This is a genomic window from Neobacillus sp. MER 74, assembly GCF_023714155.1.
Window position 1 is genome coordinate 108,481 of sequence record NZ_JAMAUV010000009.1, and the last position, 17,009, is coordinate 125,489.

The window sequence follows — 17,009 nt, forward strand, 5'->3', positions numbered from 1 at the left end:
AACGCAAATTTATTAGTACAGGCGGGTTTAATCAATGGATAAGAAAAAAAAACGAACCTTTGCTGAAATGGCTGAAGCAGGGAAAAAGGTAAAAGGTATCAAAGTTGAATACATAAATGAACCAAATATAAAATTAATTGCTGAAGCTGCTATAAATCTTTACCATGATAACTTTTGATGCTGCTATAATGAAATAGCAGCATTTTTATATGCAATTATTTTACTGTTTATAAAAAGTCTGGATGAAACGGTCCATCCTTTTGCACAAACCGTTAATACAGGTGACGTACGATTAACAACTCGTTACCTAGAAGGAAATGTCCGTTCTGCATTATTTGGTACCATCCATGAGGCAGGACATGGGATCTATGAGCAGCACGTCAATCCACAGTTTGAGGAATCAGTTCTTCAAAGTGGAGCATCCTTCGGGATCCATGAATCTCAATCAAGATTTTTGGAAAATATGGTCGGCCGCAGTAAGCAGTTCTGGAAGTATTTCTACCCGAAACTTCAAGAGTATTTTCCAAAGCAGCTCGAAAATATTACTGTTGACGAATTTTATCGTGCTGTAAATTCGGTGCAGCCATCATTTATCCGTGTTGAGGCCGATGAATTAACCTATAATTTGCATATCATGCTTCGGTATGAAATTGAAAAAGCCTTAATTAGCGGAGAGGTTGAAGCTAAGGATCTACCTGTAGTCTGGAATCAAAAAATGCAAGATTATCTCGGTGTAACACCTAGTTCGGACACGGTTGGCGTATTACAGGATGTTCATTGGTCATTTGGGGGAATCGGTTATTTTCCGTCCTATTCATTAGGGAATCTCTATGCAGCTCAAATTCTCCGTACGATTCAAAAAGACCTTCCAGATTTTTATAAACATATTGAAAATGGACGTTTTGATCTTATCCAAGAATGGTTAAAAGGAAAAATCCATCAATACGGGAAGCTGTATAGACCGAACGAATTGATTGTAAAGGTTACTGGGGAAGAATTAAACGCGGAATATCTTGTTGAATATCTTGAAAAAAAATACACTGAAGTTTACGGATTGTAAACTGTAAAGCTGTGTGATATTTAGCTATTAAACTCTAAAACATTGACATTTTCCTTGCATTATAATAAACTATTAGTAATTAAATATTTCCTTTTTAAAGGGGAGTAGCTGCTACAATAGAGTCGTCATTCCGAGTATTTATTACTCCGGCTTTATTGGCAACATTTACGTTGTTAGCAAGACCTTTACTTTACTGTAAAGGTCTTTTTGTGTTCTTTTAGGCCTTTACTGTAATCGGTAAAGGCCTATTTTTATGGCGTAAGGGAGTATTTTTTGAAAAAAATCAACTTTAAGGAGGAAATATTCATGGATTTAGCTCTTTTACTGGAATACGGCTGGGTGTTAATAATCTTGGTGGCATTAGAAGGTCTCTTAGCCGCAGATAACGCGCTAGTGCTCGCGATTATGGTGAAACAATTACCTGAAGATAAACGTAAGAAGGCATTATTTTACGGTTTGGCAGGTGCCTTTGTGTTCCGCTTTGCTTCCTTATTTGTGATTTCGTTTCTTGTGGATGTGTGGCAAGTTCAAGCCATTGGAGCTCTATATTTGCTGTTCATGGCAGGTAATCATATTTTCCGCAAGGTGGTCATTAAAGGGAAGGAGGAAGATAAAGAGGAGAGGGCAGGGGCAAAAAAGAGCAACTTTTGGGTGACTGTATTAAAAGTTGAAGTGGCCGACATTGCGTTTGCCGTTGATTCGATCCTTGCTGCTGTCGCAATGGCCGTTGCCCTGCCAAACACACCGCTTCCAAATATCGGTGGTCTGGATGGTGGTAAATTTTTAGTAATCTTTGCTGGAGGGGTAATTGGTTTAATTATTATGCGCTTTGCAGCGAATCAGTTTGTGAATTTATTGGAAAAAAGACCAGGTTTAGAAATTGCTGCTTTTACAATTGTGGGCTGGGTTGGAGTGAAGCTTGCCGTCTACACGTTATCACATCCTATGTTAGCGATTTTAAGTGAAGATTTTGCGCATTCAACAGTTTGGAAAGTAACCTTTTATGTTGTATTAGTAGGTATCGCCGCAGCCGGCTGGTTTTTCTCAAAAGATAAAAGCGTAGAACCAGTGCGAGAAGAACCCAAGACACTATAATTACTTTTCACCCTCATAAGAAAGGCAGCCTCAACCAAATTTGCCTTTCTTATGTCTTTTTTACATACCATTGTAAGGTTAAAAGTTGTAGAAGTTGAAACAATGAGCAACCTATAAAGTATAATCAAAAATCCAATTTTCTAGAGAGGTTTGTATTGATGAAATTAAAAACATATCTTATAATCGCCTTTAGCCTGAGTGTTGTTTCCATTATTGGCTTTAGTTTGATATCCTTATTAATAAGTGACCAAAAAATCATTCATTTTGATCGAACTATAATCGATGCTGTTCAAGGAATGGAAACACCATTTCTTACATCTGTAATGAAATTCTTTACGTTTATTGGTTCGGCTCCCTTTGTCATTGTTCTTAGCCTTTTTCTTTTACTTTTTCTCTATAAAGTGCTCCATCATCGCTTAGAATTAATCTTATTTGTAGCGGCCATTGTGGGTTCAGCGATATTAAATGGAATTTTAAAGAATTTTTTTCAACGCGTACGCCCTGAGTTCCATCGCTTAATTGAAATTGAAGGTTATAGTTTCCCAAGCGGTCATGCAATGAATGCTTTTACGGTCTATGGAATTATTACCTTCTTATTATGGCGGCATATTACAAGTTCGTTAGGTAGATGGGCACTAATCTTTGTAAGCATGGTGATGATTATAGCCATTGGCATCAGTCGAATCTATTTAGGTGTCCATTATCCCAGTGATATCATAGGTGGATATTTTGCAAGCGCCTTTTGGATTACAACAGCTATTATATTTTTCCAGTATTATCAGGTTCAGCGTTATAATAAAAGACAACGACGTGAAAAGAATATTGCCTAAATTTCCTATCTAGTATGGAGTGATACATATTATCAGAAACAGTATTCCTAATTTATTTACCATTTCTAATTTGTTTTTCGGATATTTATCCATTATGTATTCCGCCCAGGGGGATTACAAAAATGCTGCCATTTTAATATTAATAGGGATGATGCTCGACAGTATGGATGGCAGGATTGCACGAATGTTACGAGTGGATAGTGAGTTGGGGAAAGAGTTAGATTCGTTAGCAGATGTGGTAACTTTTGGTGTTGCACCGGCAATGATGGCTTATTATTCCTATTTCTCAGAGTTTGGTGTGGCAGGGATGGCCATTTCAGGATTATTTCCTTTATTCGGAGCCTACCGATTAGCCCGGTTTAATATTAATGCTGTTAAATCTTCAAATCATTATTTTACCGGTGTTCCCATCACTGCTGGGGGAGGATTACTAACACTGCTTACCTTATTCCAAGGTAAAATGCCAGAGTTCATTTTGCCCATTGCCTTTTTTATCATCTGTTATTTAATGGTGAGCACGATAAAAATTCCAAGCTTGAAAGATGTCCCATTACCCAAATACGGAATTATCGTCACACTTTTCCTAGGGTATGCGATATACCTCGTCTTCAAAAAAGAGCAGCATCGCTTTCCGTATTTCATCTATGTGGCAATCCCGCTGTACATAGCTTTTATCATTTTCCAATTAGTAAGGAGAAAGAGAAAAAGTAATGGTGGAATAAACAAATAAGAACAAAAAAAGGGTGTCAGGTACCATGTGAAGAATTCACACGGTGCCTGACACCTTTTTATTTACATTCCGAAAGACATAACCCAGATTGAACCAGCAACGGTTACGAAGGCGATGAAGAATCCGTAAGCGACGTTGATGATTTGGGATTTGCCGTCTTCTCCTTCGTTCATATGCATGAACATATATAGCTGAAGGGCAGCCTGGATTACAGCTAAAGAGCCGATAATCCAGAGTATTGTTTTAAAAGGAAGATTAGTTTTCAGTGCTACACCAAGTGCGGCGAAGGTTAGTACTAATGACATAATAAAACCTAACACATGTGTAAGTGGAAATCCTTTTGTATTTTTAGCCATTTATGCCACCATCCTTGCTAAATACACAAATGTGAAAATGAAAATCCAGACAACATCTAAAAAGTGCCAATATAGACCGATGATAAAAGTTTTACGAGCAGTAACAGGTGTTAACCCTCGTTTTAGTATTTGGATAATAACCATAGTCGCCCAGCCAATACCCATACTCACGTGCAGTCCGTGTGTTCCAAGTAATACAAAGAAGCTGGAAAGGAAAGCACTTGTTTGCATGGTAGCTCCTTCATGAACATAATGGATAAATTCTGTGATCTCCATGAACACGAACCCAGCACCAAGGAGAAGGGTAATGATAAACCATAACAATAATCCATTCCGGTTATGACGGCGCATCTCATAAATGGCAAGACCGCAAGTAAAACTACTAGTTAATAAAAGGATCGTTTCGACCATAACATCTTTTATTTCAAAAAGGTCCTTTGGAGTTGGACCTCCAGCATATCTCGCACTAAGGACAGAAAATACGGCAAAGAGAGTCCCAAAGAGAATAATCTCCGCTCCTAGGAAAATCCAGAAACCGAGAATATTCATTCGGTTCTGTTCTGTTTGATATTCGAGTGGTAAGGCAGTGTTTACATTAGCTGACATGGCTGTTCCCCCCTTTATCGACGTTACGCCATGCTTTTTCCGTTTCCTTTATTTCGTCAACATGAACATGGAAACCATCGTTGTAATCGAATGAACGAATGATTAACCCAATAAGTATTCCAACAGTGGCTACAAGAGCCGCAATTTTCCATTCAAAGACTAGGAAGAAACCAGCAATGCCAAAGATTACGCCCATATAGATTGGTAAGCCGGAATTACTTGGCATATGGATTTCTTCAATTTCTTCGTCTTTCAACGTCAATCCTTCGTTATTCTTTTTCATATACCAGAAGCTATCAACAGATTTCACTTCAGGCAATTTCGCAAAATTATAGAATGGAGGCGGTGAAGCAGTTGCCCACTCTAGCGTTCTTGCATCCCATGGATCGTTTGAAATATTACGGTCTGCATAGCGTGCACTCCAATAAATGTTATAGCAAAGTGCGCCAAAGCCGATTGCTAAGATAACTGCACCAATAGTAGATAATAGGAATAATGGTGCATAGCCAGATTCAGCAGAATAAGTGTACGAACGACGCACCGCACCATCTAATCCTAGGAAGAACATTGGCATAAACGTTAAGTTAAATCCAATGGTAAAGAACCAAAAATGTATTTTACCAATTTTCTCATTGAGCATATGGCCGAACATTTTTGGCCACCAGTAATAAAGTCCAGCAAATACCGCAAACACAACACCAGGAATTAACACATAATGGAAGTGAGCGACAAGGAATAGGGTGTTGTGGTATTGGTAATCGGCCGCGCCCATTGCGAGCATAACGCCAGTTACACCACCGATGATAAAGCATGGAATGAATGCAAGTGCCCAAAGCATCGCAGTGGAAAACTCAATTCGACCTTTTCTCATCGTGAATAACCAGTTAAACATTTTGACACCCGTTGGAATAGCAATCATCATCGTCGTAATGGAGAAAACGGAGTTAACTCCTGGTCCAGCTCCCATTGTAAAGAAGTGGTGGACCCAAACGAGCATACTTAAAAACGCAATACCAACAATCGAGAAAACCATAGATTTATAACCAAAAAGCATTTTTCTTGAAAATGTTGAAATAACTTCAGAAAACATTCCAAATGCGGGTAGGACAACGATATATACCTCAGGGTGACCCCATAACCAGAAAAGGTTAGCCCACATCATATCCATACCGCCACCCGCTAAGGTGAAGAAATGGGTTCCAAAGATCCGGTCAAACGTCATTAATGCAAGTGCAACCGTGAAAATTGGGAATGAAGCAACAATAATCACCGAAGCAATGAATGAAGTCCAAGTAAACATTGGCATTCTCATCAGTGTCATGCCTTTTGTTCTCATTTTTAAGATAGTAACAATAAAATTTATACCCGTCATCAGGGTACCAATCCCAGCAATTTGCAGGGCAATCGCATAATAGTTATTCCCGATTCCAGGAGTAAATTCTTTACCTGCAAGAGGGAAGTATGCAGTCCAACCAGCATCTGGAGAACCACCGACAACAAACGAAATATTAAACAGCATCGCACCACTAAAGAACAGCCAGAAGCTTAACGCGTTAAGTTGTGGGAATGCGACGTCACGAGCACCGATTTGCAGTGGGATTACTACGTTCATTAAGCCAATTAATAATGGCATTGCTGCAAACAAAATCATAATGACACCGTGTGTAGTGAAAATTTCATTGTAATGTTGTGCATCTAAAAATTTCATTTCTGGACGTGAGGTTTGAGCCTTCATTAAGAGGCCGTCAACACCGCCACGGAAAAACATTAATACACCAGAGAGGATATACATAATCCCAATTCGTTTATGATCAACGGTTGTTAACCATTCTCTCCAGAGCCATTTCCATTTTTTTAAATAGGTAACTCCAGCCACAATTCCGATCATTGTTAAGAGAATAGCAATCTGGGAACCTAGTATTAATGGGTTGCCAACAATAAAAAAGTCATGCCAATTAATGTTCATTGTGCTCACCTCCATCTGATTTCTCACTCTTGTCCATGCTTTCCATACCTTCCATGTCCATAGAATGACTATTTGTTTCTTTTTCTTTGAAAATCTTTCCTTTTACGCCATGTACTTCGTACAATTCAGGATTTGTATAAGTTTTAGAATTCATATCCGCATGGTTTACCCAGGCAAGATGTGTTCCAATAAATGTTTCACGTCCTAAGTGTGTAGGCTTAAGAAGTTGATTGTATTTCTTTTCTGTTAACTTAGGAGCAGTTTCTTTAACTTCTTTTACCCATTTTTCAAAGGCTTGGGGGGATTTTGCTTCAACCGTAAATTCCATTTCAGCATAGCCCTTACCATTAAAGTTTGTATTTCTTCCTAAAAATTCACCAGGCTTGTCAGCTGTAAGGTACAGCTCTGTCTCCATCTTGTTCATGGTATACTTTTGACCGCCTAAAGCAGGAACCCAGAATGACTGCATTGTACCTGCAGAAGTTAACTTAAACTGCACAGGCGTGCCAGCAGGAATATTCACGTAGTTCACAGTTTCAATCCCTTGTTCAGGGTAGCTAAAAATCCACTTCCAATCGGCAGAAGTCACATTAATGGTAATTGGTTTTTTATTTTCATATCCAGCAGGTACTTTTTCTAACTTATAGATTGTATTAACAGTAGGAATCGTTAAAGCAATAACAATAAGAATAGGAATGACAGTCCAAATTATTTCTAATTTTGTGCTGCCATGTTCTTCAGGTGGTTCGTAATCTGCATTTTCAGGCTTAGCCCGATATTTCCAGATAATATATCCAAATAAACCAAAAACAACGACAACCACTAGCAACATAAAAATAAGTGACCAGTTAATTAAATCTAGAATGTCACGTGCGGCAGGTCCTTTTGGATCAAAGACGACCATATTCGTACATCCGCTTAAAAGCATAGTTGGTACTAAAGCTAACAGTGGAATTAAGTAGCTTTTTTTAAACATGAATTTTTCTCCCTTCCAAATGTTCACTTTTACGATTATAATCGTGAAACCTTTCACAAACAAGACTGAATTACTTCTTTTTTTGCTTCCATGCACTGATTAAGCCTAATTTAAATTAGTTATTATTTAATAGTAATTAGTCCGTTAGTCTTTTCTAAAACCTATATTAACAATAATGCTGTGATGTTTATACACGTTTTTCGATTAATTTGTGACAAATTTGTTAAGGTTTTAAAATTCCTATCGAGGAAAAGAATGTATGTAAATTTTTACCTGGTAAATTAAGTATTTTTAGTTCAAAACTAATCATTGTCTATTTTTGCAAAAAAGTGGGATAATACGTAGGAATACATAGATGAGGAGAGCCAAAAATGAAGGTAAAAGTGAATCGTAATGCAGCAAAAGCTTTGAAAAAAATGTTAGAACAAGAAGAAGCACAAGGAAAACTTTTTCGTGTGCATGTCACAAGTATTCATGGTGACCATGCCCATTATGATTTAAAGCTTGATACACCAACAGAAAATGATGTTGTCGTCACAAGCGATAAAGAAATTGATTTCATTATTGATAAAAATGACTCAAACCTAAATAGTATTTGGATTCAATATTTCCAATTCCCGAAAGATGAGTGGCTGATTACTAACCCAACCATGGGCGTCCATCACCATCATTAATAGCACCACATTAAAACGCTTGTTTTTGACAGGCGTTTTTTTATTATTGTTATTTTCTTAAAACTTGAAATAATTAGTAATTATTTCATATAATCCCATTACCATGAACAATCGTAAGTAATTTCATACTAATAAAAGGAGTGTGCATATGATTTAATCACAAAACAAGTTTACCCTTCTACAATCATAGAAGGGAAATCTTTTGCAATAAGTCTTTATGATATAGGAGATAAACACTTTAGTCAGTTCTTATTTCGAGGGTAAGATAAATGAAGTAGTCCATTATTAATTTGTGAATGTATTAAATGAGCCTGTGTTGGTTCAGGTAGGTCAATTACTCGTTCAAAATCACCATATTCGCGTTCTCTCTTCATTTCCATTTCTAATGGTAGAACAGGTTTTATTCTGCCATTAATTTTTAAATGATTATTTGAAATTAAGCTAAGCGAAACATCTTCTGGATTTACCCCAGGTATTTCAAAAATAATAAAGTTATAATAATCATTTTGGTATAAGTCAAATTTTGGATTTAGCGATACTTCTCTAAAAAATTCATCTGGTTGTTTTTGCTTTAGTACGCTAGACCAAAAATTGCTCTCTCTATACTCGTTAGTAATCTCTAGCCATTTTCTCATTTTTTCTATATCCATATTGCTGCTCCTTTAAATTTGATTAGCTATAGGCATAGATGGGTTAGCTATTTGATCCTGATCACTAATATCTGTATCTATATTGCCTGAGTACATTAAAGAAGTAGCTGGTGATAAATCACCTAAAGTGAAATTTGCTCCAACAAATTTACTATTTGCAGTATGGCTGTTATGCACAGTAGGACCGATATCAACATTCCCGTTTTGGGTGGCTCCATTTATCTTGAAATTTAAAATATTTATTTGATATGGCATATCAGATAACTCCTATAATTTTAGATTGGTGGTACAGGTTGAATTGGTGTATTGACATTAGTAGAATCAGTAGTTCCAATAGAGGTTTGATCATTAACGTCTGGATCATTTAACAGGTTTTCCATCATTGCCTCAGTTGGTGAAGTATCTCCATATGAAGCATTAATTCCTTGTAATTTACTATTGGCTGTGGGACTGTTATGAGATGCTTCCCCTATAGTTATGGAGCCATTGCCCGAAATACTGTTTATTTTTAGATAATATAAATTGATAACAACCGATGGCATCATTAAACACCTTTCTATTCTTGGCTTATGGGTACTATATGCAATAGAGCGCCTATAGGTTACTTATTAAAGGATTATAAGAAAATTGCAAGATACTTGTCAGAGTATTTATTATAACTATATTATGTAAACTTAATGTTTGATTAGTTTTTAGAAATGATGTTATCTTATTATAGGAAAAGTATGGAAGGGAGCTTGATATACATATGGATAATTTTAATAATGACATTGAAGTCAAACTAGTTGCACTCGATATGGATGGTACGCTTTTAAATAATAAAGGACAGGTATCGGAAGCAAATCGTGAAGCCATCAAAGCTGCTAAGGAAAAAGGAATCTATGTGGTTCTTAGTACAGGCCGTTCACTTTTGACGAGCAGAGAGCATGCTGATTCATTGGAGCTTGATTCTTATTTAGTCACCGTTAATGGTAGTGAAATATGGGATGATCAACGTCAATTAGTAGAGAGGAACTTGGTAAAGTCTGAACTTGTTGAGTGGATGTGGAGGTTATCGCTGCAACATAAGACTAAGTTTTGGGCGATTAGCACGGAACGCAATTGGCATAATGAAATGCCGGAGGACTTGCATACTTTAGAATGGATGAAATTTGGCTTTAATATCGATGATGATGAAACCAGAGAGATAATCATGAAAGAATTACAGGCAAAAGGTGAATTTGAACTTAGTAATTCTACGTTGAAAAATATTGAAGTGAATTCGGCCGGTATTAATAAAGCGAAGGGTCTGGAGATTGTTTGTAACAGGCTGGGATTGGATATGAAAAATGTAATGGCCGTAGGTGATAGTCTTAATGATTTGGCGATGATCAAGGCAGCTGGCATGGGAGTTGCAATGGGAAATGCACAAGATCTTGTGAAAGAAGCTGCGGATTGGGTAACTACCACAAATGAGGAAGACGGAGTTGCAAAAGCAATCCACAAATGGGTTTTATAAAGATTTTATATCCAATTAAAATTTTTAAAATTGTTATGGTATAGGTAAAAAGGAAATGGGTAAAAATAATTATGCAATCAATTTGCAATTTACATGTAATAGTTACATGCTAGGAGGCTACAAAGAATGGAATCAGGTAAAGTAAAATGGTTTAACAGTGAAAAAGGTTTTGGATTCATTGAGCGTGAAGGTGGAGAAGATGTATTTGTTCACTTTTCTGCTATTCAAGGCGAAGGATACAAAACATTAGACGAAGGTCAAGAGGTAACGTTTGAAATTGAAAGTGGCCAACGTGGACCACAAGCAGTAAACGTCCGTAAATCATAATGACCCGCCAATAAACAGACCCAAGCCTTTTGGGTCTGTTTTTTTATAATATTGCGATGTGCTCCATTTACCGTTAAGAAGAGAATATAATACGAAAGGTAAATGAAAGGGCACTCCATTTACCATGAAGAGGAAAAAACCGTTGACACGGTAAATGAAAGTGAGTTCCATTTACCATGAAAAGGAAAAAACCGTTGACACGGTAAATGAAAGTGAGCTCCATTTACCATGAAGAAGAAAAAAACGTTGACACGGTAAATGAAAGTGAGTTCCATTTACCATGAAGAGGAAAAAGCCGTTCACACGGTATATGAAAGGTCACTTCATTTACCATGACATGTTAAAAAGAATCTACACGGTTAAAGAAATCAACTAGTAAAACCCCCTCTGCAATAGTACGCAAAGGGGGGTTAACTTTCTAAACTAATTATTTATTTCCTTAACTCTGCCAACTTGTCCATCCGTAAGCCTGACTTTTATGCCATGAGGATGAAAACTGGACTTGGTTAATATATCCTTGACGGTCCCCTCTGTTAGTTTCCCACTTCGTTGATCCGCTTTTAGGACTATTTTGACGAATGCACCTGGGAAAATATCTACTCGATTTTGCCCACTAGACACCCATTTTTCTCCGTGAATTACTTACTTTTTTCGTCTGCTGGCTTTGCAGCTTTTTAGTTGCCATCGAGTTGTTTGAACTTGAAGTTCCTCCGGCAGATTTGTTCTTCTTATTTTGCAGTTGTTGTTTCATCGCTTCTTGTAGACTTATTTTCTTCTTGGGTTCTTCCTGTGGATTTGTTTGATTTTCATTACTCATAAAAAATCCTCCTATTAATGTGCTAAGTCCATTATATGCTATTTTCATCCAAATAATAAAATTTACGACATCATTTAAAAAAAGATAGTTAAAAAAATTTGGACGTTATTTCTCATTTTTGGAATAACGTCCGTTAATTTTAATACCTATACATGTGTGGACGATTTGGAATGAATTTAGTCGAATTATTTTTGCAGGAGTTTAAGAGTGACGGTGAGAATTATATTAATATGATAATTCAAAAGGGGGATTAGCATGAGTATCCAAGTAATAGAAAAAGAAGAAATGAAGGTTGTTGGAATTTCATGGAACGGAACTTATTCACAAATCAGTACACTCCCAGGTCTATTTAAAAAGATGATAGATCGGCTAGAAGAAGTATCATATCAAACCAAAGACCCTGTTTTGATCGCACCTTTTCACAGCAGAGAAACAGAATTTACTTATTATGTTACAACTCCAGTTGAAAAAATTGAGGAAATCCCAGATGGTATGGTTGGTTTTACGATTCCAAGTAAAAATTATGTATTTGCTACACATCAAGGAAGTCATGAAACAGTGGAAAGTACATATAAACAAATCTATGCCTGGATGGAAGAATATGGATATGAACATGATCACAATGCCCTAAGTTTGGAAGTGTATAAAGAAGAGCATAAACATCAAAATGAGACTGGTGAATTACATTTTGATATTTATTTACCTGTAAAGACTTATAAACAATAAATAAGTTGGTAAAATTATGACGGTAAGCTAAGTTCTGGTTATTAATTGTGTTTTTAGTGCAATATAGTTAAGCTAATAGCTTTACTATTAGAATGAAATGTCATAACATATAAGTATATATTTAAATAATTTCCTTCGGGGTCAGGTGAAATTCCTAACCGGCGGTGATGAAGCTATGCTTCTTAGTCCGTGACCCGGTTAACATTAATATGTTAAGCGGTGGATCTGGTGAAACTCCAGGGCCGACAGTTAAAGTCTGGATGGGAGAAGGAAAAGACAGGATTAACAATAGGGTGAAGTGTACCTATTTTTAAGCCTTTATTTTCTATTGTCTTTTTTTCAAGACCCTGATGACAAACTGTCTTTAGGGTCTTTTTTAATTTTTTGGGCAGAATCAAAGGGAAACATAGTAAGGAGTTTGGACAATATGTTTACTGGAATTATTGAAGAAATTGGCGTAGTCGCAAACATCCAGCGGACTGGCGAGTCGTTTGTATTGAACATAGAAGCGAATAAAATACTAAACGATGTCCATCTTGGGGACAGTATTGCGGTTAATGGGGTTTGTCTGACGGTTACATCCTTTACGGGTAAACTGTTCACAGTAGATGTGATGCCGGAAACGGTCAGAGCTAGCAGTTTAAGTATGGTAAAACGAGGGTCCAAAGTAAATCTTGAGCGGGCTATGGCAGCGGGTGGAAGGTTTGGCGGTCATTTCGTTTCAGGACATATTGACGGAACAGGTGTAATAAAAAGTAAACAATCACTTGAAAATGCGATTTACTATGAGATTGAAGCCGAAGAGGAATTATTGCGATATGTAATCTTAAGAGGGTCGATAGCGGTGGATGGGACAAGCTTAACCGTATTTGCTGTTTCGGAGAATAGTTTTACATTATCCATTATCCCGCATACATTGTCAGAATCGATTCTTGGACAGAAGGGTTCAGGGGATATTGTAAACTTAGAATGCGATATGATAGGAAAATATGTTGGTCATTTTATAACTAATTTTTCTAATCAACCTCCGCAAAAAAGCAGCAAGGGGATAACCGCTAATTTTTTAGAAGAGCATGGATTTTTTTAAATAAAATTGAAAGGGGAGGTAACTGTGTTTAATACAATTGATGAAGCATTATCGGACCTAAAGGAAGGTAAGGTTATCATTGTCTGTGATGACGAGGACAGGGAAAATGAAGGGGACTTTATTTCCCTTGCTGAAAAAGCTACACCTGAGGTCATAAATCTTATGGCCACTCACGGTCGAGGCCTAATTTGTGTGCCTATTGACGAGGATTTAGCTAATAAGCTTGACTTACATCCAATGGTTACCAACAACACAGATCCGAAACGAACTGCCTTTACTGTCAGTATCGATCATAAATTCTCTACCACTGGCATTTCTGCTTTTGAAAGATCCGCAACAGTTTTGAGTATGGTTGACCCCGAATCAGAAGCCGGTGATTTCTTAAGACCAGGACATATTTTTCCACTCGTTGCTAAACAAGGTGGAGTTCTGAATAGAAATGGGCATACAGAAGCAGCTGTTGATCTTGCCAAATTATGCGGTGCGAAGCCTGCAGGGGTTATTTGTGAAATTATGAATGAGGATGGAACGATGGCCCGCGTTCCTGATCTTTTCAAAATTGCAGAGAGAATGAACCTTAAAATGATTACGATTAAAGATCTAGTTGAATATAGAATGAAAAATGAACGAATGGTTAAGCGGGAAGCATAGATTACCGCTCTAAAGCTCAACTACACAAAACAATTGATGGAGGCATACACATGGGAAATATTTTTGAAGGAAATTTAGTTGGTTCTGGGTTAAAAATTGGAATAGTTGTTGGACGTTTCAATGAATTTATTACTAGTAAATTATTAAGCGGTGCACAGGATGCACTTAAAAGACATGGAGTTAGCGAGTCAGATGTGGACCTTGCGTGGGTTCCGGGGGCATTTGAGATTTCATTAATCGCTCAAAAAATGGCCAATAGTAATAAATACGATGCAGTTATTACACTTGGAACTGTCATTCGCGGTTCAACTCCACATTTTGACTATGTTTGTAATGAAGTAGCAAAGGGTGTTTCTGCGATCAATTTGAAAAGTGGCATTCCTGTTATTTTTGGAGTGTTAACAACGGATTCAATCGAACAAGCCATTGAACGAGCTGGTACAAAGGCAGGAAATAAAGGTTGGGATGCAGCAACGGCTGCAATTGAAATGGCAAATTTATGCAGAAGTATTGAGCAATAACTTGTTGTAAAAAATCATATACAAATCTTTTCTCATTTTCTATAATAAAAATAACAAAAAAATATTATTTTAAATTTAGGTGCTAAAATCTTCTCAGATGATTTTAAGCTTAAAAGGGAAGTTGGTATAAGCCAACGCGGTCCCGCCACTGTAAATGGGAGCAACCTATATTGTGTCACTGTCGTATACGATGGGAAGGCATAGGAAGCGATGATCATGAGCCAGGAAACCTGCCTAATTCTTGTGCGCCAATAACCTACGAGGATAGGAAGGTGTTGAAGGCTAGACTCTATTTACTTATGCTAGTAACCTGAATCTATCATACCAACATCTCCATTTCATTTTGGAGATGTTTTTTGTTGTTATCCCGTATTTTGTTTAGCACAAGAAAAAATTTATTTTTTGTTACATACATGATACTTTTCAAAGAAAGCAGGGAGAAAAATGAAGAAGTTGTATTCATTGCTGTTAGTAGTATTATTGACAGTAGGAGTGTTAGCGGGTTGTGCTGAAAAGAAAGACCAGGTAAAGGAAGATTCAAATACTAGTGTAGAGAAGAAAACAGCGGAAGTTACCTATCCACTTACGATTAAAGATGCAACCAAGGCGGAAGTTACTATTGAAAAGAAACCAGAAAGCATTGTTTCTCTGATCCCAAGTAATACTGAAATTGTTTTTGCCTTAGGTCTTGATAAGGAAGTAGTGGGAGTAACCGATTTCGACAATTATCCAGAAGCGGCAACCAAAAAGGAGAAAGTTGGCGGCCAAGAAATAAACTTAGAAAAAATTATTTCCTTAAAGCCAGATTTAGTGTTAGCACATGCCTCTTGGGCTTCTAGTTCTGAAGCTGGGCTTCAGCAGTTAAAAGATGCAGGGATTCCTGTTTTAGTCGTTAATGACGCGCAAAACTTTGATCAAGTCTTTGATTCTATAGATTTGATTGGGAAAGCCACTGGTGAAACAGCAAAAGCTAATGAAATCATCACTGGGATGAAAGATAAATTAGCAGAAATTAAAGCAAAGGCTGGAGAGATAAAAGAAAAGAAAAAGGTATTGGTTGAGGTTTCACCAGCTCCAGAAATTTATACATCTGGAAAGAATACGTTTATGGGTCAAATGCTTAGTGTAATAAATGCTGAAAACATCGCTAATGATCAAGAAGGCTGGATTAAAATTGACCAAGAAGCAATGATTAAACGCAATCCTGATGTCATTGTCACTACCTATGGATTCTATGTCAAGAATCCTGTGGATCAAGTTTTAACTAGAAAGGGCTGGGAAACGGTCAACGCCGTAAAGAATAAACATGTAGTTGATGTGGATTCTGATCGTGTGACTCGCTCAGGCCCAAGGATTGTTGAAGGAGTAGAAGATCTTGCGAAGGCTGTCTATCCTGAAGTTTTTAAATAATAAGTATTTAGCCTATTGTATAGCTGGGATCTTCCTGATTCTTTCTATATTAATAGGTATTTCGATAGGAACGGTTTCGGTTCCAATCTTAACTATCATAAAGATTATTAGTGCAAAGTTATTCGGGCTCATTTCCTTGGAGAAATTTGACCCAATGTATACGAGTATTGTCTTAAATATTCGGTTGCCTAGAGTAATCTTATCAGGTCTTGTTGGAGCTTCCCTTGCTATTGCAGGGGCAGCCTTTCAAGGGCTGCTTAGAAATCCGTTAGCAGATCCTTATACATTAGGTGTATCCTCTGGAGCGTCTGTGGGGGCGGTGTTGACCCTGTTTTTTCAGCTTTCCATTCCCTTCATAGGATCCTTTACATTACCATTGTTAAGTATCTTATTCTCTTTTTTTACAATCTTCCTAGTTCTCATGTTTGCAAGTAAAATCGAACAATCGATGCGAGTGGAAACCATTATATTAACAGGTATTATTTTCAGTTCCTTTTTAGGAGCCATAATTTCGCTTATGATTGCACTAACTGGGGATGAACTCCGGCAGATTATAGGCTGGCTTTTGGGAAGTGTTTCAATGAGAGGCTGGGATTACATAAAAATTATTTTACCATTTTTCATCATTGGCTCATGTTTATTGCTTTTTAATGCCAAGGAGCTAAATGCGATGTCATTTGGGGAAGAACGGGCACAACATATTGGTGTTAATGTACATAAAAGAAAGCTCTTAATCTTGACTGCAGGCTCGATATTAACAGGGGCAGCCGTTGCGGTGTCAGGCACCATTGGTTTTGTTGGTCTGGTCATTCCACATTTGTCGAGATTATTATGGGGTCCTGATCATCGTCAGCTTCTTCCTTTGTCTATCATATCGGGGGCAGGTTTTTTAATTTTAGCCGACTTGATTTCAAGAATGATCATTTCTCCAACAGAATTACCCATTGGTGTTATCACTGCTTTAATTGGGGCTCCGGTATTTGCAATAATCCTGCTACAAAGAAAAAGGAGAGAAAGAAGTGGTTAATG

At 37.2% G+C, this 17,009-nt stretch carries 22 protein-coding genes, 1 pseudogene and 2 riboswitches; of the genes and pseudogenes, 14 read left to right on the forward strand and 9 right to left on the reverse strand.

Annotation, left to right across the window (positions count from 1 at the left end; all coding sequences use genetic code 11):
• Positions 1-34: 34 nt before the first annotated feature.
• From M3610_RS16345 to pssA, 5 genes are all read left to right on the forward strand, one after another.
• Positions 35-178 carry a hypothetical protein gene (locus M3610_RS16345; RefSeq protein ID WP_251460670.1) on the forward strand — a complete coding sequence of 48 codons (144 nt, stop codon included), beginning with the start codon at positions 35-37 and terminating at the stop codon, positions 176-178.
• A 60-nt stretch (positions 179-238) separates the two neighbouring features.
• On the forward strand, positions 239-1,060 hold the full coding sequence (locus M3610_RS16350) for a carboxypeptidase M32 (RefSeq protein ID WP_251460778.1): 822 nt from the start codon (positions 239-241) through the stop codon (positions 1,058-1,060).
• Positions 1,061-1,366: 306 nt separating this feature from the next.
• Entirely contained in the window at positions 1,367-2,155 is a 789-nt protein-coding gene (locus tag M3610_RS16355; protein WP_098575298.1) for a TerC family protein, read from the forward strand.
• Positions 2,156-2,313: 158 nt separating this feature from the next.
• Positions 2,314-2,985 (forward strand): phosphatase PAP2 family protein, encoded by a 672-nt coding sequence (locus tag M3610_RS16360; protein ID WP_251460672.1) that lies wholly within the window; start codon positions 2,314-2,316, stop codon positions 2,983-2,985.
• A gap of 19 nt (positions 2,986-3,004) precedes the next feature.
• Entirely contained in the window at positions 3,005-3,715 is a 711-nt protein-coding gene (gene pssA, locus M3610_RS16365; protein ID WP_311315832.1) for a CDP-diacylglycerol--serine O-phosphatidyltransferase, read from the forward strand.
• 62 nt (positions 3,716-3,777) lie between these two features.
• On the opposite strand, the gene qoxD is transcribed toward pssA, so the two are convergent.
• Genes qoxD through qoxA form a run of 4 tightly spaced genes read right to left on the reverse strand, consistent with a single transcriptional unit; the run spans position 3,778 to position 7,619 of the window.
• Positions 3,778-4,071 (reverse strand): cytochrome aa3 quinol oxidase subunit IV, encoded by a 294-nt coding sequence (gene qoxD, locus M3610_RS16370; protein ID WP_098575300.1) that lies wholly within the window; start codon positions 4,069-4,071, stop codon positions 3,778-3,780.
• Entirely contained in the window at positions 4,072-4,677 is a 606-nt protein-coding gene (gene qoxC / locus M3610_RS16375; RefSeq protein WP_026566947.1) for a cytochrome aa3 quinol oxidase subunit III, read from the reverse strand.
• Positions 4,667-6,643 carry a cytochrome aa3 quinol oxidase subunit I gene (gene qoxB / locus M3610_RS16380; RefSeq protein ID WP_098575301.1) on the reverse strand — a complete coding sequence of 659 codons (1,977 nt, stop codon included), beginning with the start codon at positions 6,641-6,643 and terminating at the stop codon, positions 4,667-4,669. The genes qoxC and qoxB overlap by 11 nt, the downstream gene beginning before the upstream one ends.
• Complete coding sequence (qoxA, locus tag M3610_RS16385) at positions 6,633-7,619, reverse strand: cytochrome aa3 quinol oxidase subunit II (RefSeq protein ID WP_098575507.1); 987 nt, start codon at positions 7,617-7,619, stop codon at positions 6,633-6,635. Before qoxA ends, qoxB begins: the two co-directional genes overlap by 11 nt.
• A gap of 371 nt (positions 7,620-7,990) precedes the next feature.
• Between qoxA and M3610_RS16390 the strand changes: the two genes are divergently transcribed.
• Positions 7,991-8,293 carry an iron-sulfur cluster assembly accessory protein gene (locus tag M3610_RS16390; protein WP_251460674.1) on the forward strand — a complete coding sequence of 101 codons (303 nt, stop codon included), beginning with the start codon at positions 7,991-7,993 and terminating at the stop codon, positions 8,291-8,293.
• Positions 8,294-8,535: 242 nt separating this feature from the next.
• On the opposite strand, the gene M3610_RS16395 is transcribed toward M3610_RS16390, so the two are convergent.
• The 3 genes from M3610_RS16395 to M3610_RS16405 are packed head-to-tail and all read right to left on the reverse strand — an operon-like array spanning position 8,536 to position 9,485.
• A complete protein-coding gene (locus tag M3610_RS16395; protein ID WP_251460675.1) occupies positions 8,536-8,943 on the reverse strand; it encodes an Hsp20/alpha crystallin family protein in 408 nt (135 codons plus the stop codon).
• 12 nt (positions 8,944-8,955) lie between these two features.
• On the reverse strand, positions 8,956-9,198 hold the full coding sequence (locus tag M3610_RS16400; protein WP_251460676.1) for a spore germination protein: 243 nt from the start codon (positions 9,196-9,198) through the stop codon (positions 8,956-8,958).
• Positions 9,199-9,218: 20 nt separating this feature from the next.
• A complete protein-coding gene (locus M3610_RS16405; RefSeq protein WP_098575305.1) occupies positions 9,219-9,485 on the reverse strand; it encodes a spore germination protein in 267 nt (88 codons plus the stop codon).
• 206 nt (positions 9,486-9,691) lie between these two features.
• Between M3610_RS16405 and M3610_RS16410 the strand changes: the two genes are divergently transcribed.
• Positions 9,692-10,441 carry a Cof-type HAD-IIB family hydrolase gene (locus M3610_RS16410; RefSeq protein ID WP_251460677.1) on the forward strand — a complete coding sequence of 250 codons (750 nt, stop codon included), beginning with the start codon at positions 9,692-9,694 and terminating at the stop codon, positions 10,439-10,441.
• Between the two features lie 126 nt (positions 10,442-10,567).
• The gene (locus M3610_RS16415; RefSeq protein ID WP_026566955.1) at positions 10,568-10,768 is read left to right on the forward strand and encodes a cold-shock protein; all 201 of its coding nucleotides are present in this window, start codon (positions 10,568-10,570) and stop codon (positions 10,766-10,768) included.
• Positions 10,769-11,191: 423 nt separating this feature from the next.
• Here the strand turns inward: M3610_RS16415 and M3610_RS16420 are convergent, their stop codons facing one another.
• The gene (locus M3610_RS16420; RefSeq protein ID WP_251460678.1) at positions 11,192-11,389 is read right to left on the reverse strand and encodes a YwbE family protein; all 198 of its coding nucleotides are present in this window, start codon (positions 11,387-11,389) and stop codon (positions 11,192-11,194) included.
• A complete protein-coding gene (locus M3610_RS16425; protein WP_098575308.1) occupies positions 11,382-11,585 on the reverse strand; it encodes a hypothetical protein in 204 nt (67 codons plus the stop codon). The genes M3610_RS16420 and M3610_RS16425 overlap by 8 nt, the downstream gene beginning before the upstream one ends.
• 255 nt (positions 11,586-11,840) lie before the next feature.
• Here M3610_RS16425 and M3610_RS16430 point away from each other — a divergent pair, with 255 nt between their 5' ends.
• The 6 genes and pseudogenes from M3610_RS16430 (at position 11,841) to M3610_RS16455 (ending at position 17,007) form a co-directional block, all read left to right on the forward strand.
• Positions 11,841-12,311, forward strand: coding sequence for a GyrI-like domain-containing protein (locus M3610_RS16430; protein ID WP_251460679.1), 471 nt, complete (start codon positions 11,841-11,843; stop codon positions 12,309-12,311).
• A gap of 127 nt (positions 12,312-12,438) precedes the next feature.
• Positions 12,439-12,587, forward strand: a riboswitch (FMN riboswitch).
• A gap of 151 nt (positions 12,588-12,738) precedes the next feature.
• Positions 12,739-13,398 carry a riboflavin synthase gene (gene ribE / locus M3610_RS16435; RefSeq protein WP_098575310.1) on the forward strand — a complete coding sequence of 220 codons (660 nt, stop codon included), beginning with the start codon at positions 12,739-12,741 and terminating at the stop codon, positions 13,396-13,398.
• 24 nt (positions 13,399-13,422) lie between these two features.
• Positions 13,423-14,043: pseudogene (gene ribB / locus M3610_RS16440) on the forward strand (3,4-dihydroxy-2-butanone-4-phosphate synthase); the annotation flags it as partial.
• A 56-nt stretch (positions 14,044-14,099) separates the two neighbouring features.
• Positions 14,100-14,570, forward strand: a complete 471-nt coding sequence (gene ribH, locus M3610_RS16445; protein ID WP_251460681.1) for a 6,7-dimethyl-8-ribityllumazine synthase — start codon at positions 14,100-14,102, stop codon at positions 14,568-14,570.
• Positions 14,571-14,630: 60 nt separating this feature from the next.
• A riboswitch (cobalamin riboswitch) is annotated at positions 14,631-14,822 on the forward strand.
• 192 nt (positions 14,823-15,014) lie between these two features.
• Positions 15,015-15,980 carry an ABC transporter substrate-binding protein gene (locus M3610_RS16450; protein WP_251460683.1) on the forward strand — a complete coding sequence of 322 codons (966 nt, stop codon included), beginning with the start codon at positions 15,015-15,017 and terminating at the stop codon, positions 15,978-15,980.
• Positions 15,946-17,007 carry a FecCD family ABC transporter permease gene (locus tag M3610_RS16455; protein WP_251460685.1) on the forward strand — a complete coding sequence of 354 codons (1,062 nt, stop codon included), beginning with the start codon at positions 15,946-15,948 and terminating at the stop codon, positions 17,005-17,007. The genes M3610_RS16450 and M3610_RS16455 overlap by 35 nt, the downstream gene beginning before the upstream one ends.
• Positions 17,008-17,009: the final 2 nt, after the last annotated feature.